This window comes from Bdellovibrio sp. GT3 (genome assembly GCF_037996765.1).
GTDB lineage: Bacteria > Bdellovibrionota > Bdellovibrionia > Bdellovibrionales > Bdellovibrionaceae > Bdellovibrio.
The window spans coordinates 210509-235827 of the sequence record NZ_JBBNAD010000005.1; the positions used below are offsets into that span (position 1 = coordinate 210509).

The 25319-nt window shown below is 46.9% G+C and carries 26 protein-coding genes; 10 read left to right on the plus strand and 16 right to left on the minus strand.

The window, feature by feature from the left end; genetic code table 11:
* The first annotated feature begins 52 nt into the window (after window positions 1-52).
* On the plus strand, window positions 53-487 hold the full coding sequence (locus AAAA73_RS08345; RefSeq protein WP_340597751.1) for a hypothetical protein: 435 nt from the start codon (window positions 53-55) through the stop codon (window positions 485-487).
* Between the two features lie 79 nt (window positions 488-566).
* Here AAAA73_RS08345 and AAAA73_RS08350 read toward each other — a convergent pair whose 3' ends face one another.
* The 9 genes from AAAA73_RS08350 to ung all read right to left on the minus strand — a co-directional run bounded on the left by AAAA73_RS08350 (window position 567) and on the right by ung (window position 9125).
* Window positions 567-1631 carry a branched-chain amino acid aminotransferase gene (locus AAAA73_RS08350; protein WP_340597752.1) on the minus strand — a complete coding sequence of 355 codons (1065 nt, stop codon included), beginning with the start codon at window positions 1629-1631 and terminating at the stop codon, window positions 567-569.
* 73 nt (window positions 1632-1704) lie between these two features.
* Window positions 1705-1893: a hypothetical protein gene (locus AAAA73_RS08355; RefSeq protein WP_340597753.1), complete on the minus strand. Its 189-nt coding sequence runs from the start codon at window positions 1891-1893 to the stop codon at window positions 1705-1707.
* A gap of 105 nt (window positions 1894-1998) precedes the next feature.
* The gene (locus tag AAAA73_RS08360; protein ID WP_340597754.1) at window positions 1999-2898 is read right to left on the minus strand and encodes a 1,4-dihydroxy-2-naphthoyl-CoA synthase; all 900 of its coding nucleotides are present in this window, start codon (window positions 2896-2898) and stop codon (window positions 1999-2001) included.
* A 10-nt stretch (window positions 2899-2908) separates the two neighbouring features.
* Window positions 2909-3937 carry a chorismate synthase gene (aroC, locus tag AAAA73_RS08365; RefSeq protein ID WP_340597755.1) on the minus strand — a complete coding sequence of 343 codons (1029 nt, stop codon included), beginning with the start codon at window positions 3935-3937 and terminating at the stop codon, window positions 2909-2911.
* The gene (locus tag AAAA73_RS08370; RefSeq protein WP_340597756.1) at window positions 3934-5760 is read right to left on the minus strand and encodes a shikimate kinase; all 1827 of its coding nucleotides are present in this window, start codon (window positions 5758-5760) and stop codon (window positions 3934-3936) included. Before AAAA73_RS08370 ends, aroC begins: the two co-directional genes overlap by 4 nt.
* Window positions 5757-6935 carry a 3-phosphoshikimate 1-carboxyvinyltransferase gene (locus AAAA73_RS08375; protein WP_340597757.1) on the minus strand — a complete coding sequence of 393 codons (1179 nt, stop codon included), beginning with the start codon at window positions 6933-6935 and terminating at the stop codon, window positions 5757-5759. The genes AAAA73_RS08370 and AAAA73_RS08375 overlap by 4 nt, the downstream gene beginning before the upstream one ends.
* Window positions 6928-7983, minus strand: a complete 1056-nt coding sequence (locus AAAA73_RS08380; RefSeq protein WP_340597758.1) for a 3-dehydroquinate synthase family protein — start codon at window positions 7981-7983, stop codon at window positions 6928-6930. The genes AAAA73_RS08375 and AAAA73_RS08380 overlap by 8 nt, the downstream gene beginning before the upstream one ends.
* A 7-nt stretch (window positions 7984-7990) precedes the next feature.
* Window positions 7991-8407 (minus strand): hypothetical protein, encoded by a 417-nt coding sequence (locus tag AAAA73_RS08385; protein ID WP_340597759.1) that lies wholly within the window; start codon window positions 8405-8407, stop codon window positions 7991-7993.
* A 52-nt stretch (window positions 8408-8459) separates the two neighbouring features.
* Entirely contained in the window at window positions 8460-9125 is a 666-nt protein-coding gene (gene ung, locus AAAA73_RS08390) for a uracil-DNA glycosylase (RefSeq protein ID WP_340597760.1), read from the minus strand.
* Between the two features lie 151 nt (window positions 9126-9276).
* Here ung and AAAA73_RS08395 point away from each other — a divergent pair, with 151 nt between their 5' ends.
* Together AAAA73_RS08395 and AAAA73_RS08400 are read left to right on the plus strand one after the other, a co-directional pair.
* A complete protein-coding gene (locus AAAA73_RS08395; protein WP_340597761.1) occupies window positions 9277-9678 on the plus strand; it encodes a hypothetical protein in 402 nt (133 codons plus the stop codon).
* A gap of 53 nt (window positions 9679-9731) precedes the next feature.
* Window positions 9732-10691: an aldo/keto reductase family protein gene (locus tag AAAA73_RS08400; protein WP_340597762.1), complete on the plus strand. Its 960-nt coding sequence runs from the start codon at window positions 9732-9734 to the stop codon at window positions 10689-10691.
* Between the two features lie 37 nt (window positions 10692-10728).
* Here AAAA73_RS08400 and AAAA73_RS08405 read toward each other — a convergent pair whose 3' ends face one another.
* On the minus strand, window positions 10729-11637 hold the full coding sequence (locus AAAA73_RS08405; RefSeq protein ID WP_340597763.1) for a M14 family zinc carboxypeptidase: 909 nt from the start codon (window positions 11635-11637) through the stop codon (window positions 10729-10731).
* A gap of 164 nt (window positions 11638-11801) precedes the next feature.
* Between AAAA73_RS08405 and AAAA73_RS08410 the strand changes: the two genes are divergently transcribed.
* From AAAA73_RS08410 to AAAA73_RS08420, 3 genes are all read left to right on the plus strand, one after another.
* Window positions 11802-12020, plus strand: a complete 219-nt coding sequence (locus AAAA73_RS08410) for a hypothetical protein (protein WP_340597764.1) — start codon at window positions 11802-11804, stop codon at window positions 12018-12020.
* 160 nt (window positions 12021-12180) lie between these two features.
* A complete protein-coding gene (lexA, locus tag AAAA73_RS08415; protein WP_340597765.1) occupies window positions 12181-12900 on the plus strand; it encodes a transcriptional repressor LexA in 720 nt (239 codons plus the stop codon).
* Window positions 12901-13029: 129 nt separating this feature from the next.
* Entirely contained in the window at window positions 13030-15012 is a 1983-nt protein-coding gene (locus tag AAAA73_RS08420; protein ID WP_340597766.1) for a hypothetical protein, read from the plus strand.
* Between the two features lie 83 nt (window positions 15013-15095).
* Here the strand turns inward: AAAA73_RS08420 and AAAA73_RS08425 are convergent, their stop codons facing one another.
* The 3 genes from AAAA73_RS08425 to AAAA73_RS08435 form a co-directional block, all read right to left on the minus strand.
* On the minus strand, window positions 15096-15467 hold the full coding sequence (locus tag AAAA73_RS08425; RefSeq protein ID WP_088615720.1) for a TraR/DksA family transcriptional regulator: 372 nt from the start codon (window positions 15465-15467) through the stop codon (window positions 15096-15098).
* Between the two features lie 382 nt (window positions 15468-15849).
* Window positions 15850-16200, minus strand: coding sequence for a hypothetical protein (locus tag AAAA73_RS08430; protein ID WP_340597768.1), 351 nt, complete (start codon window positions 16198-16200; stop codon window positions 15850-15852).
* Between the two features lie 89 nt (window positions 16201-16289).
* Window positions 16290-16898 carry a TetR/AcrR family transcriptional regulator gene (locus AAAA73_RS08435; protein ID WP_340597769.1) on the minus strand — a complete coding sequence of 203 codons (609 nt, stop codon included), beginning with the start codon at window positions 16896-16898 and terminating at the stop codon, window positions 16290-16292.
* A gap of 197 nt (window positions 16899-17095) precedes the next feature.
* On the opposite strand from AAAA73_RS08435, the gene AAAA73_RS08440 reads away from it, so the two are divergent.
* Complete coding sequence (locus AAAA73_RS08440) at window positions 17096-18325, plus strand: penicillin-binding transpeptidase domain-containing protein (protein WP_340597770.1); 1230 nt, start codon at window positions 17096-17098, stop codon at window positions 18323-18325.
* 107 nt (window positions 18326-18432) lie between these two features.
* On the opposite strand, the gene AAAA73_RS08445 is transcribed toward AAAA73_RS08440, so the two are convergent.
* On the minus strand, window positions 18433-19035 hold the full coding sequence (locus AAAA73_RS08445) for an FxsA family protein (RefSeq protein ID WP_340597771.1): 603 nt from the start codon (window positions 19033-19035) through the stop codon (window positions 18433-18435).
* A gap of 12 nt (window positions 19036-19047) precedes the next feature.
* Entirely contained in the window at window positions 19048-19815 is a 768-nt protein-coding gene (locus AAAA73_RS08450) for an exodeoxyribonuclease III (protein ID WP_340597772.1), read from the minus strand.
* 64 nt (window positions 19816-19879) lie between these two features.
* Here AAAA73_RS08450 and AAAA73_RS08455 point away from each other — a divergent pair, with 64 nt between their 5' ends.
* From AAAA73_RS08455 to AAAA73_RS08465, 3 genes are all read left to right on the plus strand, one after another.
* Window positions 19880-21049 carry a hypothetical protein gene (locus AAAA73_RS08455; RefSeq protein WP_340597773.1) on the plus strand — a complete coding sequence of 390 codons (1170 nt, stop codon included), beginning with the start codon at window positions 19880-19882 and terminating at the stop codon, window positions 21047-21049.
* 126 nt (window positions 21050-21175) lie between these two features.
* A complete protein-coding gene (locus AAAA73_RS08460; protein WP_340597774.1) occupies window positions 21176-23080 on the plus strand; it encodes a hypothetical protein in 1905 nt (634 codons plus the stop codon).
* Window positions 23081-23082: 2 nt separating this feature from the next.
* The gene (locus AAAA73_RS08465; RefSeq protein ID WP_340597775.1) at window positions 23083-23598 is read left to right on the plus strand and encodes a hypothetical protein; all 516 of its coding nucleotides are present in this window, start codon (window positions 23083-23085) and stop codon (window positions 23596-23598) included.
* Window positions 23599-23642: 44 nt separating this feature from the next.
* On the opposite strand, the gene AAAA73_RS08470 is transcribed toward AAAA73_RS08465, so the two are convergent.
* On the minus strand, window positions 23643-25118 hold the full coding sequence (locus tag AAAA73_RS08470; RefSeq protein WP_340597776.1) for a DUF1254 domain-containing protein: 1476 nt from the start codon (window positions 25116-25118) through the stop codon (window positions 23643-23645).
* Window positions 25119-25319: the final 201 nt, after the last annotated feature.

A 25319-nucleotide genomic window follows, 5' to 3' on the forward strand; every position in this document is an offset into this window, starting at 1 on the left:
GACTCCGACCTCAGAAAGTTAAAAAGTAGTCGCACTTTTCAAGGAGTCTAAAATGAAATGGATTATTGCTGCTGTATTGTTTGCAGGTTCTACATCTCTTGCAAGTGAGTTCTGCCCTTCTGCTGAAGATTATCAAGCACATGGCTGGGTTGTTCATAACTCTGAGGACTTTGCCAAGCTGGAAAAGACCTTCGATGCCATGCTGGCTCAGGGCCAAAAAGACGGTCACATCGTTGATGATTTGAGCGGCCACATGGTTGTAAATGACTTGGATAATAAAGAAATCATGCTTGCTGTGAAGTCCTTTGAAGACCTGCGCACACCTGATTTGGTGATGTATGGTGACCACGCGACTTACACTCACATCGAAACTCAAGAGCGCGTTGAAATTCGCTGGTTCAACGGCAAAAAGAATGTCGTGATCAACCCCAAGTACATCAAATGCATCACGGGTCAGCCGCCATTTGCTGAAAACGCAATTCTGTAGTTTTAAAAATTGAATATATAAAAATAAAAAAGGCTGAGTTTATCTCAGCCTTTTTTATTTGGTTTCAGCATTCTGAATCTTAAGTAAGAGGGGAAATCCAGTTCATGGAGTCTGGAATTGTACCCTGCTGGATCCCCGTGATTTCACTGTAAAGCTCGGAGCTTAATGGACCCGTTTCGTTGTTGTTGATAGTCCAGTCTTTCTCGTTGTAGTGAATCACACCAATCGGAGAAATCACGGCTGCGGTACCAGTACCGAAAGCTTCTTTCAGCTCACCTTTGGACAGGCGCTCGATCACTTCAGTGATTGTGATACGTCTTTCAACGATCGGAAGATTTTTCTTCTTAAGAACCTGAATGATCGCATCACGAGTGCCACCGGACAAAATACTGCCGTTCAATGCTGGAGTCACAATTTCATTATTGAACACAAAGAACGCATTCATGGTGCCGACTTCTTCGATACCCAAGCGCTCCACATCAAGCCACAAAACCTGAGCGTAGCCCTTCTGTTTGGCCTCCAAAGCGGCCTTCAAGCTGGAAGCGTAGTTCGCCCCTGCCTTCACAGCTCCCAAGCCACCTGGTGCTGCACGAAGATATCTTTCCTCTGTCCAGATTTTTACGGGCTTAGCGCCCTCAGCGTAATAAGAGCCCACTGGAGACAGCAAAATGAAGAATGTAGTTTCACGGGAAGGACGAACTCCCAAGAACGCTTCAGTACCGATCAATGTCGGTCGGATGTACAAGGACGTGCCTTTTTGATGAGGAATCCAACGCTCGTCAACTTTAGTAAGCTCATGCAGACCCTGCATGAAAAGCTCCATAGGAGGCGCTTCCAAGCACATGCGTTCCGCGCCCTCTGCCAGGCGATGATAGTTGAACTCAGGACGGAAGAAGACCACACGGCCGTCGTTTTGGCGGAAGGCTTTCATCCCTTCAAACAACGCTTGTCCGTAGTGCAATACCGAAGCTCCCGGATCCACAGAAAGCGGACCATAGGGAACGATAGAAGCCTCAAACCAACCCTTGCCTTCAGCATACTTGGCCACAAACATGTGGTCTGTGAAGTATTGACCAAATCCAAGTTGGTCAGAGGGTGGAAGAGCTTTCGGCGAAGTCACAAGCGTCGTAGAGATATTTGTCATGGAATTGTGGTACCTAATTTCAACCGATGGGTCAAACCTCAGGGCCAATGAAAATGAATTTCGGCAGTTTTTTCTATGCGAGCATCACTAAGAAATAGACGCCAGGCCCCACCAATGGGGCCATTCCACCCAATTGATCCAATTGACGGTGATTTAAACCCACATCTTGTTTATTTTGAGTCTCTGTCTGAGGTTCCGGTGGTTTTGGCGGAGGAATTTTTGGCTGCTCCCGAGTTGGGCAACCCGAGATAAAAAGCGTCATAAAAAGAAGGAGGAGACAACGCCGTTTCATGGCTTTATTCTCCTCCCACTAAATAAAAATTTGTACCTAATTCAGTCTGTTTTTTAAAAGCCCTCTAAGAGCTTCTTAGTAGTGCCAAGGGAACTTGGAGAAGTCGCGATCGCGTTTCTCGACGAAAGCTCCGCGGCCTTCGACTGCTTCTTCAGTACCGTAAGCCAGTCTGGTTGCCTCACCTGCAAACAATTGCTGTCCCACCAGACCATCATCGATCATGTTGAAACCGAACTTCAGCATGCGCATTGCGGTTGGACTTTTCGTGTTCATTTCAGCAGCCCACTCCAAAGCAACCTTCTCAAGATCCTTGTGAGGAATAACGGCGTTCACCATACCCATCTCAAATGCCTCTTGTGCCGAGTAGTTACGACCCAGGAAGAAGATTTCACGAGCACGTTTTTGACCCACCATACGAGCCAGATATGCAGAACCGTAACCACTGTCGAAGCTTGCCACATCCGGATCCGTTTGTTTGAAGATCGCGTGTTCTTTGCTGGCCAAAGTCAGATCGCAGACCACATGAAGTGAATGACCACCACCCACAGCCCAGCCTGGCACAACAGCCACAACAATCTTAGGCATGAAGCGAATCAAACGTTGAACTTCCAGGATATGCAAACGACCCAAGCGAGCAAGGTCCGCTTTACCAGCAGCTTCCTTGTCCTCATACTTGTAGCCATCTTTACCGCGAATGCGTTGATCGCCACCGGAACAGAACGCCCAGCCGGCATCTTTCGGTGAAGGACCATTTCCGGTGATCAACACCACACCCACATCAGGAGTCACGCGAGCGTGCTCTAGGGCGATATAAAGTTCGTCCACTGTTTGCGGGCGGAAAGCATTGCGCACTTCAGGACGATTGAAGGCAATACGAACCGTGCCCTGATCTTTAGCGCGATGATAAGTAATGTCTTTGAAATCAAAACCAGGAACTTCCGTCCACCATTCAGGTGTGAAAATATCAGAAACCATAATTGCCCCTTTAGAGTTTGTCTGTTTTAGCCCAGAGGTAGTGGTCTGCCAATACCAGCCATGTCATGGCCTCCAGGACCGGGATTGCGCGTGTCACTATGCACGGATCGTGACGACCTTTTTTTGCCACATCCAAAATCGAACTGGTTGGCTTAAACGAAACTCTTAATAAAATATCCTCGCCTGTCGAGATGCCGCCGCGAATACCGCCATAGACATCCTGATGACCCTGATGGAAATCAGTGCCCGGCACTTTCACGGACTCAAAACCCAAACCCAGCTCAAATCCGTTGGTCGCACCAACGCTCATGAAAGCCTGAGCCAGATCAGACTTTAATTTATGGAATACCGGTTGCCCCAAAGAGGCCGGTGGAGCCTGAATCAGGATTTCAGCGATGCCCCCGTAACTATCACCGCTTTCCTGGGCTTTCTTTAGCAGATCAGCCACTTGCTGATCGTCTTTTGAGGGAAATCTTGCCTGAAAGGAATCCACATTAACATTCTTAACGTTCTTGCGATCCGCATCCGACAAATCTATGGGACCAATCTGCGAAGCATAACCAATCACTTTGGTGCGCGAACTGACTTCGGTCATCAGCATTTTCGCCACAGCACCTGCCATGACTCGCGAAACGGTTTCACGTCCTGACGAACGGCCGCCACCGCGATGATCACTGTGACCGAATTTATTTTTCCACATATCATCCGCGTGCCCGGCCCGTGGTGCTTTTTGAATTTTTTCATAATCCTGAGAACGTGCATCCTGATTGCGAACGATAATGGCAATCGGAGTTCCCAAGGTTTTCCCATCGAAAACACCGCTCAGAACTTCCGCCTGATCAGATTCCTGACGACCGGAAACGATTTGCCCGGAGCCATGATGACCCGGTCTGCGTCTTTCCAGTTCCCGAGTCAAAACTTCAGAATCAAAGTGCACGCCCGCTGGACAGCCATCGATCAAAACACCAAGTGCAGTTCCATGACTCTCTCCAAAAGAGGTCATCGTAAATCGCGATCCAAACTGATTAGCTGAACTCATGCTTTTTCCTCGCACTCTTTCCAAAACATTCTTTGTTGCTGTGCCTGAGCCACGAACATCTTCAATCCGGACTCATAATTGGCCTTGGCTAGTTGGGCATACTCGCGCCCCACGGAGTCTTCTTTGTAATTTAAATCAAATATCATAGCCGGCGTCCAGTCAGCCGGTGGCATGTAGGTATCATCCACTCTGGGAGCCGCCCAAATAACCACCTTCGGATTTAAGCCGTCTGCGGACTCAGATCCTTCGCGCAACTCCCCGGTTCGAGCCGAGTAATAGTTTGCGTGCGGAAGAACTTTTTCAATCATCGGAAGCGTTCCACCCCCGCCCCACACTGCAATCTCTTTTTGCAGCGGCGCCAGCATTCCCACTCCCTCGATAAGTTCGACAAAACCCGCTTCATCCGTGGAGGTTCCCATCCACTTGGAAGTTTTTTTATTGAAGTACAAAGTGTTCACTGCAGGAAGTGTCGGATGGTAGCACCATCTGGCCGCGCGCTCTTTGTGGGGCGAGGTCACAGCTGCATACTGCAATCCCAACTCCTGCAGAATCGGCATCGCCACATCCCACTCTTCACGGGAAATACGAATTGCAAATACCGGCAGGTTCCGTGATGCAAAAAAATCTGAATGCTCGACGGGAGTAAAGCTGTGAACGACCGGATCCCCCAAAACCGCGGCAAAACTTTTCGCTGCTGCTGGAGTCATCATCCAATGAAATAAACTTGGCTGGTCACCAGCACTGCCTTGGCCCTCGCGCCAGAAGTTGATCATCTGACGGCCTTTTTGCAACAAACGGTACCAGGCCCAGCGACCATCCTTTGAACGCGGCAGGAAGCTGCGGGAATCATCCTGCTCCTGTTGCCATTTGTGCAAACGCTGCAGATCCGAAAAGCTTTCAATCAACGGAGCGAACTTAAGATGGCCCACTTCATTCTCGAGTTTTTGCAAATCAAAAAGATGAACACTTTCGTGGGCGGATAAAATAATTTTCTCTTTTGGCAGGCGATCCAGAACATCCGTCGGCACACCCAGTTCCAGCGGCCAGTCGATCCACGAGGCTTTTTGCAGAATAAACTGCGCCTTCTCTGAGTTCCACCAATCCGCGCGGTCTTTCACTGCACGGAAAGAGAAAACGATTTTCTCCTCCGGCATCGCCTGGATGAACTGCAAAATCTGGTCTTCATTCAGAAAGTCATCGCGCAATTCAAAATAATCCACACCCCGGCCAGCATAGCGCTTTTTGAAAAGTTCAAAGCGCTGAGCTTTTTTAAAAATCGAGGATTCCACGGTGATGGCACCGGTGACGTTATGTAATTGACCGGAAAGGATCCGTCTTTCCAGCCCCAGCACCTGATGATGATGCTCGAAGATTCCTTCCGGCATCAAATACACTTCATCAGCGACTTCCTGGTAGCGAACCTCACGAGGGCTGGCGCGCTTGATATACTCCTGCAACGGTGACATATCCGGATTCAAACGAGGTCTGTTTAAAAAAATCCGGCCGTCCAAGTCGGTTTGCCGCTTTACCCATAAAACATGCAAATCCGCAGGTACAGTCGTCACATCAAAGCCCGCACCCAAGACTAAAAAAATATCGCGATAAGGTTTTTGCAACACTTCCAGGAAAATTTGTTTTTCCATTTCCCGAAAATAGGCTTCCCCGTGCTCCAAAAACAATTCGCGAATGGTTTTACCTATGCGCTTTTCGATCTCATCATCCAAATCCAAATAGGCAACTTCCGGATGGGACATGGTCAACTGCATGCGCTTGACCAAATCAGTTTTTCCCGTGCCGCGATGACCGATGATGAGTGTGATCATGGTTTGATTCCAATCATGTCCCAGAATTCCGGGAAGCTTTTATTGATGGCCTCTGGATGCTGAATTTGAATTTGGTGACCTTTTAATTTCATCAAAACCGCAGCCATCACCATGCGATGGTCCTCGTCAGGATTGAAAACGACACCTTTTTTCAGAGATTGTTGTGGATTACCATGTATTATCATGCCGTCCTCCAAAACCTCGTGCTGAATGCCCAACAAAGTTAACAGGTCCGCCACTTTTGCGATGCGGTTTGATTCCTTGGCCACCAGTTGCGGAGCACCATGCAATTTGGAGGTGCCTTCAGCACAGCTGCACACAACCGCCAACACAGGAAATAAATCCGGGCATTGAAACAAGTTCCACTCCACAGCTTTTAAATGCTGAGGCTTTCTGACTGTTAACGTTCTTCCATCCAGATCAACCTGCGCGCCCATTTTTTTGAAGATATCCACAAACACCTTGTCCGGTTGTTGTGTTTGTTCAGGATAGTTTTCGATCACCGATTCACCGGCAAGCACACCGGCCGCAGCCATCGTGAACATCGAACTCATGTCGGCTTCCACGTCGAACGACAATTTTTCCAGACGCTGTCCCATAGGAACCAGATACCCCGTCGGAGTCTGCTTGATCCGAAGACCCATCTTTTTAAGCATTTCCAACGTCAGCAGAAAATAACTCTCAGAAACTTTATTGCCCACCAATTGAAATTCCAAATCGAAATCCAGCAGCCATGAATTTAAAATCAAAGCTGATGCATATTGAGAGGATTCCGTCGTGTCGACTTTGATCACGCGGTTTTTAAACTTTTTCCAGCCTTCGCTGACGATATGCATTTCATTTTTTTTGATCTGCGCCTGAATCCCCAGCTGTTGCAACAAATCAATCAAACCATGCTGAGGGCGCGACATCAGGCGAGGAGTTCCTTTTAAAACATGCACGCCGCGAACACGGGAAGCCCGCAAGGCCATGAACCGGAAAGTGGTCCCACCCTCACCGCAATCAATGCGACTGCGTTCTTTGATTCCCTTCAGTCCTTCACGCATAAAGCGCACATCATCGCAATCCGCGAATCCGTGCAAATCCAAAACCGGAAAATAACTTTTAACAATCAATGCGCGATTGAAAACGGATTTGGAACCAGGAATGCTCCCTTGAAAACGAAAATCAGCCATGAAGCTCCTCTTCACGCTGACGACAAAGCTCGATCAACAGATCGTCCACTGTCACTTCCTGAATGACCGTTTTTCCCGGATTTTTAACAAAAACAAAACGCAGCGTTGCCGCTTTCGTTTTCTTTTTATCACTTAACAACAAACGACGGTATTCCTTAAGGTCAGAGCTTTTTACTGAAATCAGATCATCCCGCAATGGAGACAACAAGAACCCCATCACCGGCTCACCGTAAAGACGAGACGCATCGGCGGGCTTCATGATTTTTTTCTGCACACTGAAGCGCAGGGCAAAATCCAAACCGTAATTGATGGCAATTCCATGCGGGAGTTCGTAATGGCTTTCAAGCACATGGCCGATGGTATGCCCCAGGTTCAGGACATGACGAATTCCCTTTTTCTCATGGGGATCTTTTGCAACCACTTTGTATTTTGCGTGAACGGCCGCTTCCAGATGCTTCCACAAAGTTTTGGAGTTCATCTGTTTTTCTTTCGCCAACGAAGACCAAAGCTTACCGCCCTCGATCAGGGAAATTTTAATCAACTCACCAAAGCCCTCAAAGGCGCGGGCTTCCGGTTGGGCCATCAGCACAGAGCGAACCATGATAATCTGATCTGCAGGATAAAAAGTCCCGATCTGATTCTTGGCTCCACCAACATTAAGAGCTGTCTTGCCACCGTGAGCTGAATCAATGGCCGCCAGCCAGGTGCTGGGAATATTAATCAGGCGCACACCGCGCTTCAAAATACTGGCAACAAAGCCACCAAAATCCCCAACACTTCCCCCACCCACGACCACGACAGTCAGCTTCTTCACTGAGGTCTGCTCGGTCAACTTAGTGATCGCTTTGATATGGCGGGGAAACTGTTCGATATCTTTTAGGTGCTCGCCGGCTTTCACCGGATACTTTAAGGAAATCCCTTTCGCCCATTTTCTGAACGACGGGGATTTTTGCGCCAGGATCTGATCGTAAATCAGAAGAATTTCCTCCCCCAGCTTTTTTACCGGGGGAAGTTCGTTGGAAAAAACAAGCGTGCTTTGTAACTTCATTTTAAGATTACTTTTGCTCAGCGTATTCAGCTTTGGCTTTGGAATAGGAGTCAGAGATGGAGTCCCAAGCTTTGCTCATGCCATCTTTCATGTGACCCCAGGCTTTGCCTGAGCTTTTTTTCAACTGCGCCAGATCCTTGGTCATGCCATCTTGTTTTTTCTCAAGGCTGTTGATTTGCTGATTCATTTCATTTTTGGCTTCGCCAGTTTTCGCAGCTGCGGATTTTTTCAGTTCTGCGATCTCTTTTTTCATTTCAGCAAGTTTGGCTTCCATCTCTTTTTGGAAAGCTTCTTGTTGTGCTTTTGTGTAGTTCACAGCCGAAACTGCTGCTTCAGATGTTTTTTGTTTTACATCTTCAGATGTTGTAGCGAATGAAGGTTGGAATGCGGCAAGTGCGATGAAAAGTGCGAATACAGATTTCATGAAAGTCTCCTTGTAATTCAACTTGTAATTCAAGGAGACCAGTTTACATGTCCTAAAGGCTCCAGTCCACAGGCTCTTTACCCTTGGACGTCAGATACTCATTGGCTTTTGAGAAGGGCTTTGTTCCAAAAAAGCCGCGATGTGCCGACAATGGCGAAGGATGCACCGACTCAATGACAAAGTGTTTTTTGCGATCCACGAAAGCCGCTTTCTTTTGGGCATAGGCCCCCCAAAGGATGAACACCAGGTTTTCACGCTCTTCATTAAGCACGTGAATGACTCGATCCGTGAACTGTTCCCACCCTTTGCCCGAATGAGCTGCCGCTTTGCCGTCTTCGACGGTCAAAACTGCGTTAAGCAAAAGCACGCCGTGCTCTGCCCATTTCATCAGAGATCCACTTTTAGGAATCTCGACGCCCATATCACTTTTAAGTTCTTTAAATATGTTTAAAAGAGAAGGAGGAAAACGCACGCCCTCGCGGACTGAAAAACACAAACCATGGGCTTGACCAGGACCGTGATAGGGATCCTGCCCCACAATCACAACTTTCACCTTATCCAGAGGCGTCAAATTAAAAGCTGCAAAATACTCATCTCCCTGAGGGTAAATGATTTTCCCCGACTTTGATTCCTTCTGCAAAAAAGCTGTCAGCTTCTTCATCGAATCGTTGTCGAGCTCACTTTGTAATCTTGATTTCCAGCCAGCTTCTAATTTCATTACGTCTCACAATGACACACGTCAATAGTCCAGGTCTGCGATTCTAAATCAAACCTATTGGTTTTCAAATTATTTTTCATGCCGACGCCAACTTGACCAGACAAATTCCAACCCCATTGTTAAACTGATAATAAGGAAAAGGAGGCCGCCTATGACGAACCTTCAAAACCCCACCATTCAACTTATTGAGGAAAACCCGGAAGTTAAGTCGTTCATCTATCAAATGATCAACGAGTTTGACGGCTTTGTGACGCCAGAAACAGTGGTCACAGTCGTTGCCCGGAATCCAAAAAAACTCGCGCTTCAGTATGAAACAGAGGGCAAGGAGTTCGATCGTCGCGATTTGAGCAAATTGTTTCGCATTGCGATTGTCCTCACCGAAGGCGACGCCAAAGTCGAAGCCGAAGGAGTCCACAGCGACATCTTTCTGGCGATCAAGTTGGCAAAAGACAACTTGATGCTGAAGTTGATGGAAATCCAGGACTCCGTTGTGAGCCATCAAGATCGGTTGGTTGAAATCAACCACTACTTACAGCCACCTGTCCTGCACTAAGCTTTACTCTCACTCCCTTCAGACGGAAGATCTCCACTGAAGGGAGTTTTTTTATGTCCAATCAAAACATGTCCTTTCGCAGTATGGGCCGATGCGGCCTTAAGCTTTCCACTTTTTCGCTGGGAGGTTGGACGACCTTCGGCGGCTCCGTCAAAGACTTCACTTCCATTCGCAGCATTCTTCATCATGCCTATGAATCAGGAATAAATTTTTTCGATATTGCTGACGTCTATGCAAAAGGTGATGCCGAACGCATGATGGGCGGAGCTTTGAAAGAGCTCCCCCGTCATGAACTGGTGATCTCTTCAAAAGTTTTCTGGCCGATGAGTGAAAACATCAACGACAAAGGCCTTTCACGAAAGCACATTCTGGAATCCGTGAACAGAAGTCTGCAAAGAATCGGCACTGAGTATCTGGATATCTATTTTTGCCATCGCTATGACGAAGACACTCCGGTTGAGGAAACCATTCGCATCATGGACGATCTGATTCATCACGGAAAAATTCTTTATTGGGGCACCAGTGAATGGACTGCAGACCAAATTCAGGAAGCGATGGATGTCTGTGACAAGCGCGGTTATTACAAGCCTCAGGTGGAACAACCGCAGTACAGTCTGATCGCACGCCAGAAGTTTGAAACCAACGCGCAACCCAAAGCTCTGGAACACGGAATGGGCTTGGTCACGTGGTCCCCGCTGGCTTCAGGCTTACTGACCGGGAAATATGACGGCGGGATCACCGAGGGACGACTTGCCCGGATGGATAATCTTCGCGAATCACTTTACAACGACCAGAATATCAATCGCGTAAAACAGATGAAGAAAATCTCTGACGCCCTTGAATGTTCGCGCACGCAGCTGGCATTGGCGTGGGTGGCAGCACAACCGGGAATGAGCAGTGTGATTCTGGGAGCAACTAATGTGGAGCAGCTGCAGGAAAACCTGGGCGCACTGAAAGTGAATATCACGCCGCAAGTGGATCAGGATTTGAAAGAAATTTTCACACTCAGCTAAAAATAAAAAACCCGCTTCGCAGCGGGTTTTTTTATTCTTATTGATTCACATCAAAAGCCAGGGGGAGATATTTACTCGGAGGATTCGCTGAGGAGGTATTGGAGGCTTTTCTTGCCGCATCCAATTTCACCAGTGTACCGATGATATCCTGAAGCTTATCAAACGGTGCAAGGTTCGGAGGAAGATTTTCCTTCAACTCCATCGTCAACACCGGCGTGTTGCGCTCCATCCACATGTAGCGACCTAAGCTGCCCGGATAATTCCCCAGGGATTTCCACGGAAGATAATCAAACTTCGGTGGCGGAGAAAATTTCGGACCATCAAAATCCAACACCTTCAACGGCGTATGAACAGAGACGATGAAGTCAGGCTTGAAATCATCAATGTGGTGAATCGCACATTTGGTTTCAGGCTCACTACCGCCCTCTTTACCCGGGAAGCGACGAGGATTTTCTTTCGTGGATTTTTTCCACGCATCGACAGCGCCTACTTCCCAATCTTTTGTTGGGAAGTTTCTGTTCACATCAATTTTGTTCGCATTGGTGCGGGTTTTGTATTTAACGCCATCCGGATTCATGACGGGAACGACTCTCCAGGAATTTCTTGGATCAATTCCTTCCAAGCGCTCCATCCAATAACGTCCCACAGTGCCCGCATGTGTTTCATCACCATGGATCAAACTGATAACCAAAACTTTTTTGGACCCCAGTTCGCCGGACATTTTATCGTAGTGATAAATAGGTCTGCCCTCAACGCTCACACATTGCGGATCCATAACTACTTTGGCACATGCTTGCTTCAATAGTTTGTCATCCCACGCCCCTGGGAATTTTTTAAGATCATTCACGCAGGTCTCTGAAAGATTAGTGAACTCTGCTTGGGCAGCATTAGTTCCTGCGAGAATACATATCAAACTTGCTATTAGGTAACGAAGTGGCTTCATCATTACTTTCTATTATCCCACGTCTTTAAATTCTCTCAAGATGAGAAAACGCCTTTTTTTGCGCCAATCTGAGAAAGGCTAGAAAATGACTAAAGTCTTACCGCCAAACGTCCGTAATGTAAAAGGTGTGATTTTTAGCACCCATTGTTGTGTTTTAGGAGGATGGTATGGTTAACAAAGGTAGTTTTAGTTTTGTCGCGATGTTGGTAATAAATCCCGTCGTGATACTCTTCTACCAAAACTGCTCGATGACGCCGGTCAGTCACGCGCAAAACAGCCCTCCGGCTACAGTTTCTCGCCAAATTGCATCTGAAGCGAAGCCAGAGATTGCCAAGCTAGATACAGTCTGTGACGAGGCTAAAAAAGAGTGCCCACGCAAAGAATAATTCGCACTTAATAATCTAAAAGAACCACTAATTAAATAGCCCCAGCAGTCACCACTGTTGGGGCTTTCCAATTTCTTGATGGCGCATATCGTAAAGCGGAAAACTGGACCATTTTCCTTTTGACTTACATATTATTTACACTGTAGGTTGTATGTAAGTTATGACAAAGAAATTGCCCCTCCCATCACTGACGCCTAAAGAAAAATCGGTTCTCGAGTACATCGAGGCCCACATCTTAAGTTCAGGTATTTCTCCGTCATATCAGGAAATTAAGGATCATTTTGGTCTAGCCTCGTTCAATTCAGTTCAGAATTATCTGAAACAATTAACGACCAAAGGCTATATCACCAACCCGGTGAACCAAAAAAGAGCCATCCAAGTGCTTCATTCAGCTTCGGCTGTACAGGATCACTTGCAAGCAAAAGTCTCGACGACGACGGGATCTCATCGCACTAAGCTCCTCCAGGCTCGTGACGAGATCCTGTCCCTTCCCTTACTTGGGAAAGTGGCAGCGGGACAGCCAATTGAAAATTTCAAACACGATGAATTCGTTGATGTACCACCTTCAATGGTGCGCAATCCTTCCAAGTCTTTTGCTCTTAAGGTTCAAGGCGACTCCATGATCGACGATGGTATCTTCGATGAAGACATCATTCTTGTTCAGGAGCAGAAGTCTGCTGGCAATGGCGATATCGTCGTGGCGACGGTCGACAATGAAGCGACCGTGAAGCGTATTTACCTGCGTGCCCGCCCCGAAAGTGGTGTTTCCGAAAAGCAGGTTGAACTGCGTCCATCAAACTCAACCATGAAGTCCATGTGGTACTCACCTGATCAGGTCGAGATTCGCGGGATTGTTGTGGGTCTTATTCGCAAATTCTAATCCCAGTTTAAGACGGCGCTGTCGGCTCAGTTCATTTATATCGCCTTCAGTCCTAATCCTTGCTCACGCTATTGCTCTGTCCCCCAGGCTTCTTTCATAATGTTAAGAAACAGCTAACCGGGACGTAGAATGAAAATTAGCATTAGCAGCTTGATTGTGATGGCGTTGGTTTCTTTTGCAATCAACACATCAGCACAAACAAAGAAATCCACTAAAAAAAGCTCTGCAAAAACAGCCGCAACAGAAAACGCAAAGCCCGCGAGTCCAGCTCCCGAAGCAACACCGGTTGCCGCACAACCATCGCCAACCGCGACTCCAGTTGCTGCTGAAACTCCGGCTGCTGAACCTAAGGAATCCGACGACTATACTCGGCCTTTGTTTTTCGCAGTGAGCGAGCCTGATGTAAAAATCAAAACTCCGGTTATTGCCTACGATTTGAAATCCGACAAAGGCAACTCACTTAAAATCGCGGACTACGTCTTCAATAGCGACTCCCTGGCGGCTGACGTTGAAAACGGACAGTTAAAAATCACTTGGGATACGACCATCATGCAATCTGGTGATCTGTCGATCATCGACAGCTTTGGTAAAGAACTTTGGAAAACCAAAGTGGATAAGTCCGGTGACTGGAAGTTCGATCTTAAGAGCGAAAAAGGACCTCAGTGGCGATCTGGAAATAACTTTCGCTTTTGTCTGCGCTCTGAAATCGAAAAAGGTTTCACGGCAATGTGTACTCAGAACTACGGTATAGAGATCAAAGGCGACGAAATCATCCTGGATTACGTAAAGTCTGATGCCACTCCGCGAATTATTGCCTTAAATGAAGAGCGCAAAAATCTGAAAGACAATCTGGAAGTAGCCATTGGCGCCCCGGTGGGCTTCCTGGCAACGCTGAAATCGGGTGCCACTTACGAATTCATGTCTGAACCTATTCAGCCCGACCTTCGCGACTTCATCGAAAGCACAAACAAGGATGCCATCACCTTTAAAGGAGCCCTGCCTGCTCCGGTTGGTGATTCCAAAGTCACTCCAAGAATCATCTATGGAGCTATCACCAAAACTCTGGGTTTTCAAAAAACCATCGCGGAGCCAAGTGATCTTTGGGAGATGGACGTGGCACTGAAAAATCCACGACTTCATTTTGCCGGAAAATACGGTGGTGTGTTCACTTATGAGTTGGAAATTAAAAACTATCCAAAACAGAAGGATCGTCTTTTCGCTCATAAAGACGTCCTGCAAGGCACTTACAGCACCAAGGATCAAATGAAGATCAAGGTGAACAAGGACGCCAAGGTTGAAGGCTTGGAGCCTTTGGACGAAAAAGACAAGGATTCTGATCTTCGCACCTGGAAGTTCGCGGCCGATCAAAAGTACCAATTGAATAAACCCCAGCTTTTGGTTTCCGAAGGCGAACAATCCAAAATCGAACCGCACAAAGCTTATATTGAAGTTTATCGCGGTGGTGCGGGTGAAGCGAGCTTGCGACTGAGCGGTATTTCCACAACTCAAGGTGGTTCGACATTTGTGGGCGAAGTCCATCTGCAATACTGGTTCAATGATTTGTTTGATTGGCAAAATCGCTATTTATCCAAACAGCGTTGGGGTGTATCTGCCAAGTACTTCACTTCCCTGGCTGACGTGACTGCGACCAAAGAAAACGACGAAACGGAAAAAGTTTCCTTAAATTCCACCGAGGTCGATCTTCGCTACAGATTCTCGCAAGGTTTGTGGGAGCGCGATGAAACTGTCGGAGCCATCTTTGCCTATGAAGTTTTGACGATTGGTGATCAGAAGGCCAACAAAATGGGTGCCGGTCTATTCTGGGCTCGCTCGATGCCAAAGGCTTTCGACGATCTTTTAAACTACATCCCGTTCATGAAATATCCAAAATTCGTGGATATGGAATACATCCAATTCTTTGGCTCCACCGACAGCGGCACCAAGATGGGGAATGATTTCTTGTTGAACTTCCACGGGAAAGTTTTGTGGACCAATAATTTCTTCGGCGAGCTTGGTTTTGGTGTGAAAAAATATGATTTCACCAATGCCGACGAATCTGGTGCGACTCTGTCGACATTCTATGGAACTGTTGGCTTGGGTGTGAACTTCTAAAAAGGACCCCTCAAAAATACGAAAGGGAATAAGGCATAGCCCCATTCCCTTTCAATCCCCTCTAGATATCTAATTCAATGCTCTTAACCGCGAGCGTAGCGTTTGTTCACCGACTCGCGGATCTCAGCACCTTCGATGCTTAGACGAGTCCAAGGAATTGCGCGCAGACGTTCTGGCTCAATTTCCTCTTCAGTTTCTTCGCAGAAACCGAAAGAACCGTTTTCGATACGTGCCAGAGCCGATTCGATTTCCATTAGCTGCGAACGAAGTCTTTCGTGCATGCTAAGGAATTCTTGTTCAGCAAGAACGCGAACCGTTTGGTCGCCTTCGTCGCCGCCCTTTTCCTCGTTCTGGTCCAAATTCAATCGAGCTTCTTTAACCCTGTTCAGGATGTCCTGCTTCGATTGCAAAAGTCGCTGTCTGCATTCGCCGACCAACTTTTCAGAGATAGCCATACTGCCCCCCTCGTTCCATCGAGACTTGAGTGCCAAATTGGAACTGAACTATTAAGTTCCAGCCCTGTATTTTTTGCAAGCAAAAAATCTTACATCAACTTACAGCTATCCAACCCATTGATAATACTAATATTTCAATGTTTGTGGACAATGATGCGACTATGCTAAATACCCGGTTTTTCGGGCCTCATGACATCTTCTTTCACATCACGCTGAGCGTTAAATTATACACCTGGGGATTTTAAAAGGAAATAGAGCTGCTTTTCAAACACAATGGATTCTCGGATTGAGACTTTGATCGAACGATTTAACGAAAGGCGACCTACTAGACTTCGGTCGCCCTCGAGCCCCCTCTGCTATAGGGCGAGCTCCCCCGAGCCGCCTATAGACACTCAGAAACACGATTTAGAAGGTCCTCGGTGCCTAGCTGAAGCTTTTCAGCCATGCGCTTACCTTGCACCCCACGTGTGCGAAAGGCCTTAGCCGAGGATTTCATGTCTCTGGTGATTGATTTCTTAGAGGACTGACCCGAGGTACCCGTCAAATTGTCGGAGTATTCTTCCAGGGTCGACGCGAAGGTTTCGTGATTGCTTACAAGGCTATTCATGATCTGCGCCTGAGCCGTCTGCATTGCGATTAGCTCGGCCTTTAAAGCCGTGCATTTTTCTGAATTGGTATTCGCAGAAGCAGTTGCCGTCAGTAAAAACAAAAACGCAGTGATCATTGCCTTCATGAAGAAACCTTTCGTGTTGTTGATTTCTTCTAAGCAATGAACTTGCCACCTCTACTCGATTTTACAGAGGGAAGAGGTGACGAAATTGGCTAGGACTTGAGAATTTTTTCAAACTCGTCTTTAGTGTCGCCAGTTGTGTATGGGAACAACAAACGAGTCACATGGCGCTTACCACGTTCAATCGTGCGTTGTCCTGGCTGGCGCTCTGCCGATTCGAAGAATTGCAGGAACGTCGTAGACATCGCCAACAGGGACTCCGCCACGTACTGCATTTCATTCACATCGTTGATTTTGACCATTTTATCTTCGCGCACCCATTGACGGTACAGGATCACCATCAATTTCATCATTTTCTGAATATGGGCTCTCCACATCTTGGCAAGCTCAAGATCCTTGCGGCGAAGCGCATACATCTCGCGATGGAAAAAACGATAGCGCCAGTAAAGATCAAAATTATCGTTGATGAAATCCTGTGGAGTGACTTTCTTAACGCGACGAGGACGCCACACATCGTAAGTCTCTTTGCACATACGAGTGAAAAGCTCGACCAGAATTTCTTCCTTGTTGTCATAGTGGAAATATAAATTTCCAGGGCTGATATCCATGGCTTTCGCGATGTGATTGGTTGTCACAGCGACAACACCACTGCGATTAAAGAGTTCTATGGAGGTAACGAGGATGCGTTCTTTCGTCTTCATGGACTTAAGTCTTTAGTCCAAATTATTGCGTGAGTCACGTCATAACCCTTAAAAGTCGCACTCTGAGCCAGTTTCAAGTGACTTCTTCTGAGAATGGCCTTGAAACTGACAAAAACATGGTGCTACGATTAAAAGATATGCGATCTACTAGAAAACCTAACTTGTTAAAACTATTCATATTTTCAGGCGTTTGCGGAGTGGCACTCTATTCTCTGATGGGCTTCACGGCCTCTGCCACACCAGAAGCAAAGGCTGAAAAACAACTTCAATCACAAATCGAACAGCGCGCACAAATTGCGCATGCGCTGAATGATAAAATCAAAAACAACGAATTGCCCACTCAGTTGAAATTGAATTGGGATGGCGATGACGAGCAGTTTGCGGTCAATTACACGATCGACACTTCATTGCAACAAGAGGCAGACCGCCTGCTGAAGGCCTACAAGCCTGATTACGGCGCGATCTTCATGATCGACGCCACGACTGGCGAGGTTTTGGCGATGTCGAGTTTTCAACGCGACAACCCAACAGGAAACAATTTAAATCTTCAGGCAACGTTCCCAGCAGCTTCCGTTTTCAAAGTGGTAACTGCAACAGCCGCTGTGGACAAGGCTGGCATCGAGCCGGAGCACAAGATTCACTACAACGGTGGCGCTTACACGCTTTACAAAAAGAACGTGCTTTCTGACCGCGTCACTCGCTGGACCAATGTGATTTCCTTGAGAGATGCTTTTGCGCGCTCCATCAATACAGCATTCGGTCGCTTGAGTATCGAGAACCTTCATCCTGAAGACTTGAATGAATACTCTAATCGCTTCATGTTCAACCAAGAGATCGCAGCTGACTTCCCGGTGGATATGGGTGTTGCCTACATTCCACCAGGCAAAGGTTTCGAAATGGCTGAAGCTGCTTCTGGTTACAACAAACTAAATCGCATGAGCCCGGTGCAAGGTGCGATGATCGCAGCCTCTGTAGCGAATGATGGTAAAGTTGTTGTTCCTTACATCGTGAACTCGATGCAGGACAAAGAGGGCAAAACTGTTTATCAAGGTCACACGATGGAAAAAGGCATGACGATGACAAAAGAGTCAGCCGTTAAAGTTCGTGAGCTGATGGAACAAACAGTACTAGCTGGAACTTCCCGCAGATCTTTCCGTCCGATCACTAAAGATCGCAAATACAAAGAAATCGAAATGGGCGGCAAAACAGGCCACTTAACCGGCGACAACCCTAAAGGCCGCGTTGATTGGTTCGTAGGTTACGCTTTGGAAGAAAACAGAAAGATCGCAGTCGCTGCAATCACTGTGAACAAAAAATTCTGGACAGTAAAATCCGCACACTTGGGTCAAAGCATGTTCAGAAAATACTTCGCCCCAGTGATCGCCGCCCAAAACACAAAACGCAGCATCACTTCTGTAGAAAACTAAAAGGTCGCGCCAGAGGTGAAGACACACCTTCTACAAGAAATAAAAAGGCTGGATGATCTCCAGCCTTTTTTTATTAACGATCCTTACTACTAAAAGTAAGTCCGTACCTACTCGTCTTTCTTCTTTTCTTCATGCGTAATTTCGATCGGAGTTACATCCAGCACTTCGACGTCGGTCAGTTCACGCTCTTGTGGGGCATCTTCGTGCGTTTCTCTAAAGCCACTGCCGTCGTTGCGGAACTCATAGTACTGGAAGCCCCCCGGGCCACCGGCTTGAGGACCACCTCCGCCGCCCATTCCACCGAAGCCACCGAAACCGAATGGTCCCGCACCGAAATTAAAGACTCGCGCAGATCCACTCGCCATCTTTTTGGCCATATAAAGCTTGAATCTCCACACTGCCAAATGGCGCAAACCTGGAAGCAACAGCACGATTGCAATCAAGCGAGTAAAGAAAGTCGGAACCAACAACGCCAGGCCCGCGATAAAGATCGCCCCTGAGTGCAATAGCTTATTGGCCGGCAACTGACCACGTGAAACCGTGGATTGCAGGGTCATCATTGCCATACGCCCCACCGTATTCACGATCAGGAAACCCAACAGACACGGCAGAAAGTAAAACATCATGGAGTTAAAAAACCCAAAGAAGCGCACCGAGGTAAAGAAAATAACAATTTCAGCAATCACCCATGGAAGAGGAATCACAAACATAAAGCGTCCTTCCTAAAATTCCAAAGTCGCAACCACTGGGCAGTGATCGGAACCTTCAACTTGATCCAGGATATCTGCAGACACCAGATTTTTCTCAAGACCTTTCGAGATACAAATATAGTCAATTCTCCAGCCATTGTTCTTGGGGCGAGCCATCTCCTGATAAGACCACCAAGAGTAACGATTCGCCTCGTTGGGCTTGAAGTAACGGAAAGTATCGATAAAGCCCAGATTCAAAAATGAATCAAACCACGCGCGTTCTTCAGGAAAGAATCCACTGACTTTGCTTAAACGAATTGGATCAAAGACATCCATATCGTCGTGAGCCACGTTGTAATCACCGACGACAACGATCTGTCTGCCAGTTGCCAGCTTTTCCTTTAAGTGTGCATTCAGGTCTTTTAAAAACTGCTGCTTGAAACCATGACGTTCCTCACCGGAACCGCCGTTTGGAAAATAAATATTATATAAATCGAAATGAGCGTGCTCGGTCATCACGATGCGCCCTTCGGAATCATAAGCTTCGATGCCTATTCCGTGTTTCACGGACTTCGGTTCGTTCACCAGGAACGTGGCAACACCCGAGTAACCTTTTTTTACGGCAGAAGACCAATAGGCGTGAGGACGGTGCAACTGACGCGCTTCCAACTCCACCTGATCAATGTGAGCTTTGGTTTCCTGGACACAGAAGATATCGGGATTTTCGCTCTTAACGAAATCAACCAAACCCTTTTTATGGCAGGCTCTGATCCCATTTACATTCCATGAAATGATTTTCACAGTTTCTCCTTGTCTTTCACTCGCAAAGCGCTATCAATGTGGTAGTTTTGTAGCAGGAGTCAAGGTGAGCTTAAAGGACAAATTCGTTGCGCAAATCAAAAAATCCTTCCCAGGTCTCAATAAAGAGCAGCTGGAGAGCATTGTTGCAGATAATTTACTCTCACCCTTCCATGTCGAGCTGCCTGCATCAGTTCTGACACAGGCGCAGCAGATCGTTTCCACATTCTTTAACTTACGTGAAAAGAAGTCTTACCAGCAGCACTACCAGGATCTTGCGGCCCTCAAAGGATTCAAAGATCCCGGCAACAAGTCCATCATGATGAGCTACGATTTTCACCTGGATGAAAATCAACAACTGAAGCTTATCGAAGTGAACACCAACGCCTCTTTCCTGGCTTTGGGCCACGAAATGTACAGAACCATGGAGCTGCCTCTGCCGGTTGCGGATTTTACGTGGGATGAAATTCGCAGAGACATCCTGAACGAGATGACCTTGCAGGGCAAAGCTCCTTCTTCAGGCCCTTTGAAGGTCGCCATCACCGATGAAAAACCATCTGAACAAAAATTATTCGCAGAGTTTTTGGTCTACAATGAACTATTTAAATCCTTTGGTTGGGATTCCCGAATTTTGGACTACCGTGAGTTATTCAATAACTTTGATCCGCAGTTCATTTACAACCGCTACACTGATTTCTTTTTGACCGAGGACTCCAGTCAGGTTCTTAAAAGCAAGTTCGTCGACGGGGACGTATGCCTTTCCCCAAATCCCTACGAATACCTTTTGCTTGCCGACAAACAAAGATTGATCGAATGGAGCCAACCAGGCTTCTTTGAAGCGCATGGATTAAGTGATTCAGAAATTCAAACTTTGCGAAATGCCGTGCCTAAATCCTACGACATGAGCCACGCCAATCCTGAAGAAGTCTGGAGTATGCGCAAGAATTTGTTCTTTAAACCAAAGAACGCCTATGGCTCCAAGCAAAGCTACAAAGGTCAGTCCATCAGCCGCAAAACCTTTGAATCCCTGCTTTCTCCGGACATCATTGCCATGGAATACGTGCCAGCTCCGGAAATCCCGTTTCAAACACCCGATGGGGAACAGAAATTTAAGTACGATTTGCGCTGTTACGCCTATCAGGGACGCTTGCAATTGGTCATTGCCAGGATCTATCAAGGACAAGTCACAAACCTTAGAACGCCCTATGGTGGCTTCGCTTGCGCCGTCTTTAAATAAGACGGCTCCGTATTTTTAAATCAAATAAACCCGGCTTTGGTTTGAATCCAGTGCTAAAAGGACTTTTACGTCCAGTCCAGTAGGACTTTTACTCTTTTTAAGGCTTAATATTAAAGTACAGCCAGTATGGCGGCAATTTTAGTGAATCTCATTTTTCTGCAAGGAGTGTGGAAGAAGATGACGGTTAAGCACAACGGCGCTAAAAAGTTAGCCCAAGAAAGCTTCTATTCCTCATTCGATCAACTGAATGGTGTGCATCCTTGGATGGAAGCGGTTCAAGATGGCTTTATCGCTTATCGAGTTCGCCAGTTAAACACTGGCAAGATCGCTTACTTCAATTTTATCCTCGCCAAAGAAATGGGACTGATCCCGCCAGATCATCCGGAAACAATGACCGATGAACTGGAAGACAAGCTGATCGAAACGTTCTCCATTCAAATTATCAACGAATACGACGAGCTATCAAATCGTCGCATCGATTCCACGACAATCCGCCCTCACAAATATATGGCGACTCGCTACCTGCAGTTGCAACACGCCAACAAACAAGGAAAGACCTCCGGAGACGGCCGTGGCATCTGGAATGGAACGGTTTATCACCGAGGTACGACGTGGGATGTTTCCAGCCGTGGTACCGGCGTCACTCGCCTCTCACCTGGCGCCGTTCAAGCACAACGTCCTTTGAAAACCGGCGGCACTGAGTTCGGTTATGGTTGTGGACTTGCTGAAATTGATGAACTTTTCGGTGCCTCCATCCTTGCCGAGATCATGCATTTGCAAGGAATCAACACGGAACGCGTTCTATGCATCGTGGACCTTGGAAAAGGATATGGAATCGGCGTTCGCGCAGCTCAAAATTTGATTCGCCCAGCGCACTTGTTCCTTTATTTGAAACAAGAACGCATTCAGGAACTGAAAGCAGCAACGGACTATTTCATTGATCGTCAGGTATCCAATAAAGCTTGGAACATCAAAGCGCGCGGAAATGCCAAGTACGACGAAATGCTGGAGCAAGTGTGCAAATCCTTTGCCGGGTTTGCAGCCCAACTGGACACGGACTATATTTTTGCGTGGCTGGATTGGGATGGCGACAACGTTCTGGCTGATGCTGGAATCATTGACTACGGAAGTGTTCGCCAATTTGGTATTCGTCATGATAAATATCGATATGACGACGTTGAAAGATTCTCGACGAATCTGAATGAACAAAAGGCCAAGGCAAAACTGATTGTGCAGGTCTTTGCCCAAATGACCGACTACCTGCAAACGGGCAAAAAGAAATCCCTGCGCACGTTCGCAAGTCATCCGATCGTTGAAAAATTCAATACCCATTTTGATCAGGCCCGCGCTCACCGCATCCTGTACCGCATGGGATTCAGCGAAGCCCAGCGCGAAAACATTTTTGCCAACAAAGGACTTTTCGAAAACTTCGACAAAGAGTTTTCCTTCTTTGAACGTGCGAAAATCAGTGGGACGACCGAAAAGGTCGCCGATGGTGTAAATCACGCGGCTTTATTCAATATGCGCACTATCATGCGTGAGTTGCCACATATTCTGGCAAAAAGTCCGCTACCTTTTGAAAAACGCTTCATGCTTGAAAATGATTTCTTTAAAAACATTCTTTCAAGCTTTGCAAAAGCCCGTGATGCTCGTTTAAGTGAAAAGCACAGACGTCATATTGCCTCTTTCCAAGCCGCTTATCGTGATTTGATCACAGCGGCTGCGGGCAAAAGCAAACCCGAACATATCCTAAAAGGTATCTGCGACCGAGCAGATGTTTTGAATTCAGACAAACGCATCACCGGAAATGCCTTGATTGAAATGGTGGATGCGATTATCAATGAGAAGAAGCGCGGACTTTCGATGACTCAGATTCAAAGAATCATCGACCGTCTGGTTTTTGAAAACAGCGGAGTTCCAGAAAGCCCGATCAGTCGTTTTTATAAAGAAAAAGAAAAAACGGGTGCGGTAAAAATGGATCTTTACGCCAAACTTCTCAGCCTTGTGGAAGAGAACAAAGAAAGCATCTAGTTATGACAGCAAAAGTTTTGGTATTTTCAGTTACGGCAGGTCTAATTGCCCTTTCCGGTTGCGTCAGCAAAGGAACCATCAAAGACTCCCCTCGTCTTGAATCCACAAAGATCGTCGTTCCTCCAATGGAAAGACTGACTCCTCGTGAAATGTCTTTGAACATCGTGGACAATCGCGCTCCTGAATACAAAAACCACTCTGCAGAAATCTCTGCGGAACTGACTCGTGTTTTGACTTTGGCTTTGGGCCGTCAAAACATTGCATTGAAATCCAATGCCGCGAACCAAATGACTTTGACCATCCAGGATTATAAAACTGCTGAATTCCAGGAAGGCTGTGTTCTTTTGACTGGCTCTCTGGACATTCCTAAAAAAGGCAAAGCCAATGCCAGCGCGAACAGCTGCATGGAGTTTAAATCCTTCGGCCGTAAAGTGGGCTCCGATATCGGCGCCGCTTACGAAAACGCCTTGAGCGAAGTGTTTAAAGGTATCAATTCCGGCTTGGAACAAATGCCGTAAATGACAGAAATTGCAAAGGGCCCTCACGGGGCCCTTTTTAGTTTTTAGTGATTCATCCCAATTTTTCCGGAACTCTTCTCGAAAGTAACTGCCTCAAAATCACCTGGTCGCCATGTTCCGTTAAAGGTTGGCTCCGTCGGACCGTAAATTCTAAAATAGGTAAACCATCCACGCCCAGGAACCGTTTGAATCCAAAAATCCTCTTTACCGGCAGGGGCCGTGGGCCCAAAATACAAGGTCACTTCTTTCGCATCCGATGGAATATTCTTAAGTTCAAATAAGGAACGTAATGCCGCTTTTCCCTGTGAAGCCTGCACCTGGCTTCTGGTTTTTGCATCATACACCGTGACCGACCAAAACAGCTTACCAGGAACTGGATAAGGAACTTTCAGCTGATAGGATCTGCCGCCTTCCAAGTATTGGCCTTTATTATCCCGTAGACCCAGCCAATAAAGTGAACCTGCTCCGGGTTTACGACTGAACATTGCCGGAGAAGCCACGATCGCTTGGGCAAACCATCTTTCCCGTGCCTGCAAATCCATTCCTGAAGATGTCATAAAGTCGCCATTTTCAGAGACGTAGCTTGCCCACTCCCATTTACGATCCTTCCAAGTGATGCGTTCAGGCCGCTTATCACCGAAAGTCGTTACGATCAGTTGATCACGACCATTTTTTGCAGCTCTTTCCAAAATGGATTTCATGCGCGCATCGGGCTTGAACTCTTTTCCCTTAGCAATTCCCAGATTTTCCAACACACCATACATTGCGGTTTGTTCTGGATTTACAGGTTCTTCGTTAATCACCTTGTGCAAGGCTGTCCAATACTGAAAGTTGTCTTCCCAAGACAAGGCGGAGACATCAATCTTGCGATCAGTGACGTCGAACATCGTCACTATTTTTTCAGAGTTCAAAAGATGAATTTTTATCTTCTTCATCTCCGCCATCGCTTTGTTCACATCACCATCTGAAGGTAACGAGCGAATCGCCACCAGAATCTTGTTCGTGGCAGACCTTCCCACCTGATACCCATCAGGTACTTTTCCATTGTATCCGGGCGGAAGAATCAAGTGCTTGCCACCTTTCCCTTTATTTGGTCCCGGCAAACCGATATCCATAATCCATTTTTGATTGCGATCGTTAACCAAACCTACGAATTGTCCCGGCGGCACTTCGACCACCACAGGTCCCGCCGACAAATCCATATTTGCTCCACCATACGGAGTATCAGAGTTCAGGGTAAGTCCTACGTGACGCGGCTGCGCAGCCACAATGAACATACTTTGATTGTCTTTGGCGCCCGCGGCACGCGAGCCATTGAAAATTCCTTCAACCGAAACCGTGGGATACCAAAAACGATACGCCGTCAAAGCACGTTGATAATCCTGCTCGTCCAAAATGCTTTGGGCGGATTTTTCGACCGGAAATCCATTGGATTGTATGATACTTGTATCGGCATTCTTCGCCCACCCCAAAGAGACGGACAAAAGCAGGGCAGAGATTGCAATTGCGGGCATTCGCATAGATTCTCCATTCAAGAATTGTTTTGATAATTCTATCCTGCCAAGACTTACCTACACAGAAATACCGCGCCTATTGCGCAATTACAGACGGAAATAATTTGACTGTGTTTTACAAAAAAAAGGGCTCACACGCGGAGCCCTTTTCCAATGCAAACTTCGACTATTTATACGTTCCCGCAACAATGCCAGTAGACAAATCAA

What these genes read in the sequence shown, in the direction of transcription:
- AAAA73_RS08345 (WP_340597751.1), top strand. Translation starts at nt 53, where the DNA reads ATGAAATGGATTATTGCTGCTGTATTGTTTGCAGGTTCTACATCTCTT.
- AAAA73_RS08350 (WP_340597752.1), bottom strand. Translation starts at nt 1,631, where the DNA reads ATGACAAATATCTCTACGACGCTTGTGACTTCGCCGAAAGCTCTTCCA.
- AAAA73_RS08355 (WP_340597753.1), bottom strand. Translation starts at nt 1,893, where the DNA reads ATGACGCTTTTTATCTCGGGTTGCCCAACTCGGGAGCAGCCAAAAATT.
- AAAA73_RS08360 (WP_340597754.1), bottom strand. Translation starts at nt 2,898, where the DNA reads ATGGTTTCTGATATTTTCACACCTGAATGGTGGACGGAAGTTCCTGGT.
- aroC (WP_340597755.1), bottom strand. Translation starts at nt 3,937, where the DNA reads ATGAGTTCAGCTAATCAGTTTGGATCGCGATTTACGATGACCTCTTTT.
- AAAA73_RS08370 (WP_340597756.1), bottom strand. Translation starts at nt 5,760, where the DNA reads ATGATCACACTCATCATCGGTCATCGCGGCACGGGAAAAACTGATTTG.
- AAAA73_RS08375 (WP_340597757.1), bottom strand. Translation starts at nt 6,935, where the DNA reads ATGGCTGATTTTCGTTTTCAAGGGAGCATTCCTGGTTCCAAATCCGTT.
- AAAA73_RS08380 (WP_340597758.1), bottom strand. Translation starts at nt 7,983, where the DNA reads ATGAAGTTACAAAGCACGCTTGTTTTTTCCAACGAACTTCCCCCGGTA.
- AAAA73_RS08385 (WP_340597759.1), bottom strand. Translation starts at nt 8,407, where the DNA reads ATGAAATCTGTATTCGCACTTTTCATCGCACTTGCCGCATTCCAACCT.
- ung (WP_340597760.1), bottom strand. Translation starts at nt 9,125, where the DNA reads ATGAAATTAGAAGCTGGCTGGAAATCAAGATTACAAAGTGAGCTCGAC.
- AAAA73_RS08395 (WP_340597761.1), top strand. Translation starts at nt 9,277, where the DNA reads ATGACGAACCTTCAAAACCCCACCATTCAACTTATTGAGGAAAACCCG.
- AAAA73_RS08400 (WP_340597762.1), top strand. Translation starts at nt 9,732, where the DNA reads ATGTCCAATCAAAACATGTCCTTTCGCAGTATGGGCCGATGCGGCCTT.
- AAAA73_RS08405 (WP_340597763.1), bottom strand. Translation starts at nt 11,637, where the DNA reads ATGATGAAGCCACTTCGTTACCTAATAGCAAGTTTGATATGTATTCTC.
- AAAA73_RS08410 (WP_340597764.1), top strand. Translation starts at nt 11,802, where the DNA reads ATGGTTAACAAAGGTAGTTTTAGTTTTGTCGCGATGTTGGTAATAAAT.
- lexA (WP_340597765.1), top strand. Translation starts at nt 12,181, where the DNA reads ATGACAAAGAAATTGCCCCTCCCATCACTGACGCCTAAAGAAAAATCG.
- AAAA73_RS08420 (WP_340597766.1), top strand. Translation starts at nt 13,030, where the DNA reads ATGAAAATTAGCATTAGCAGCTTGATTGTGATGGCGTTGGTTTCTTTT.
- AAAA73_RS08425 (WP_088615720.1), bottom strand. Translation starts at nt 15,467, where the DNA reads ATGGCTATCTCTGAAAAGTTGGTCGGCGAATGCAGACAGCGACTTTTG.
- AAAA73_RS08430 (WP_340597768.1), bottom strand. Translation starts at nt 16,200, where the DNA reads ATGAAGGCAATGATCACTGCGTTTTTGTTTTTACTGACGGCAACTGCT.
- AAAA73_RS08435 (WP_340597769.1), bottom strand. Translation starts at nt 16,898, where the DNA reads ATGAAGACGAAAGAACGCATCCTCGTTACCTCCATAGAACTCTTTAAT.
- AAAA73_RS08445 (WP_340597771.1), bottom strand. Translation starts at nt 19,035, where the DNA reads ATGTTTGTGATTCCTCTTCCATGGGTGATTGCTGAAATTGTTATTTTC.
- AAAA73_RS08460 (WP_340597774.1), top strand. Translation starts at nt 21,176, where the DNA reads ATGGCGGCAATTTTAGTGAATCTCATTTTTCTGCAAGGAGTGTGGAAG.
- AAAA73_RS08465 (WP_340597775.1), top strand. Translation starts at nt 23,083, where the DNA reads ATGACAGCAAAAGTTTTGGTATTTTCAGTTACGGCAGGTCTAATTGCC.
- AAAA73_RS08470 (WP_340597776.1), bottom strand. Translation starts at nt 25,118, where the DNA reads ATGCGAATGCCCGCAATTGCAATCTCTGCCCTGCTTTTGTCCGTCTCT.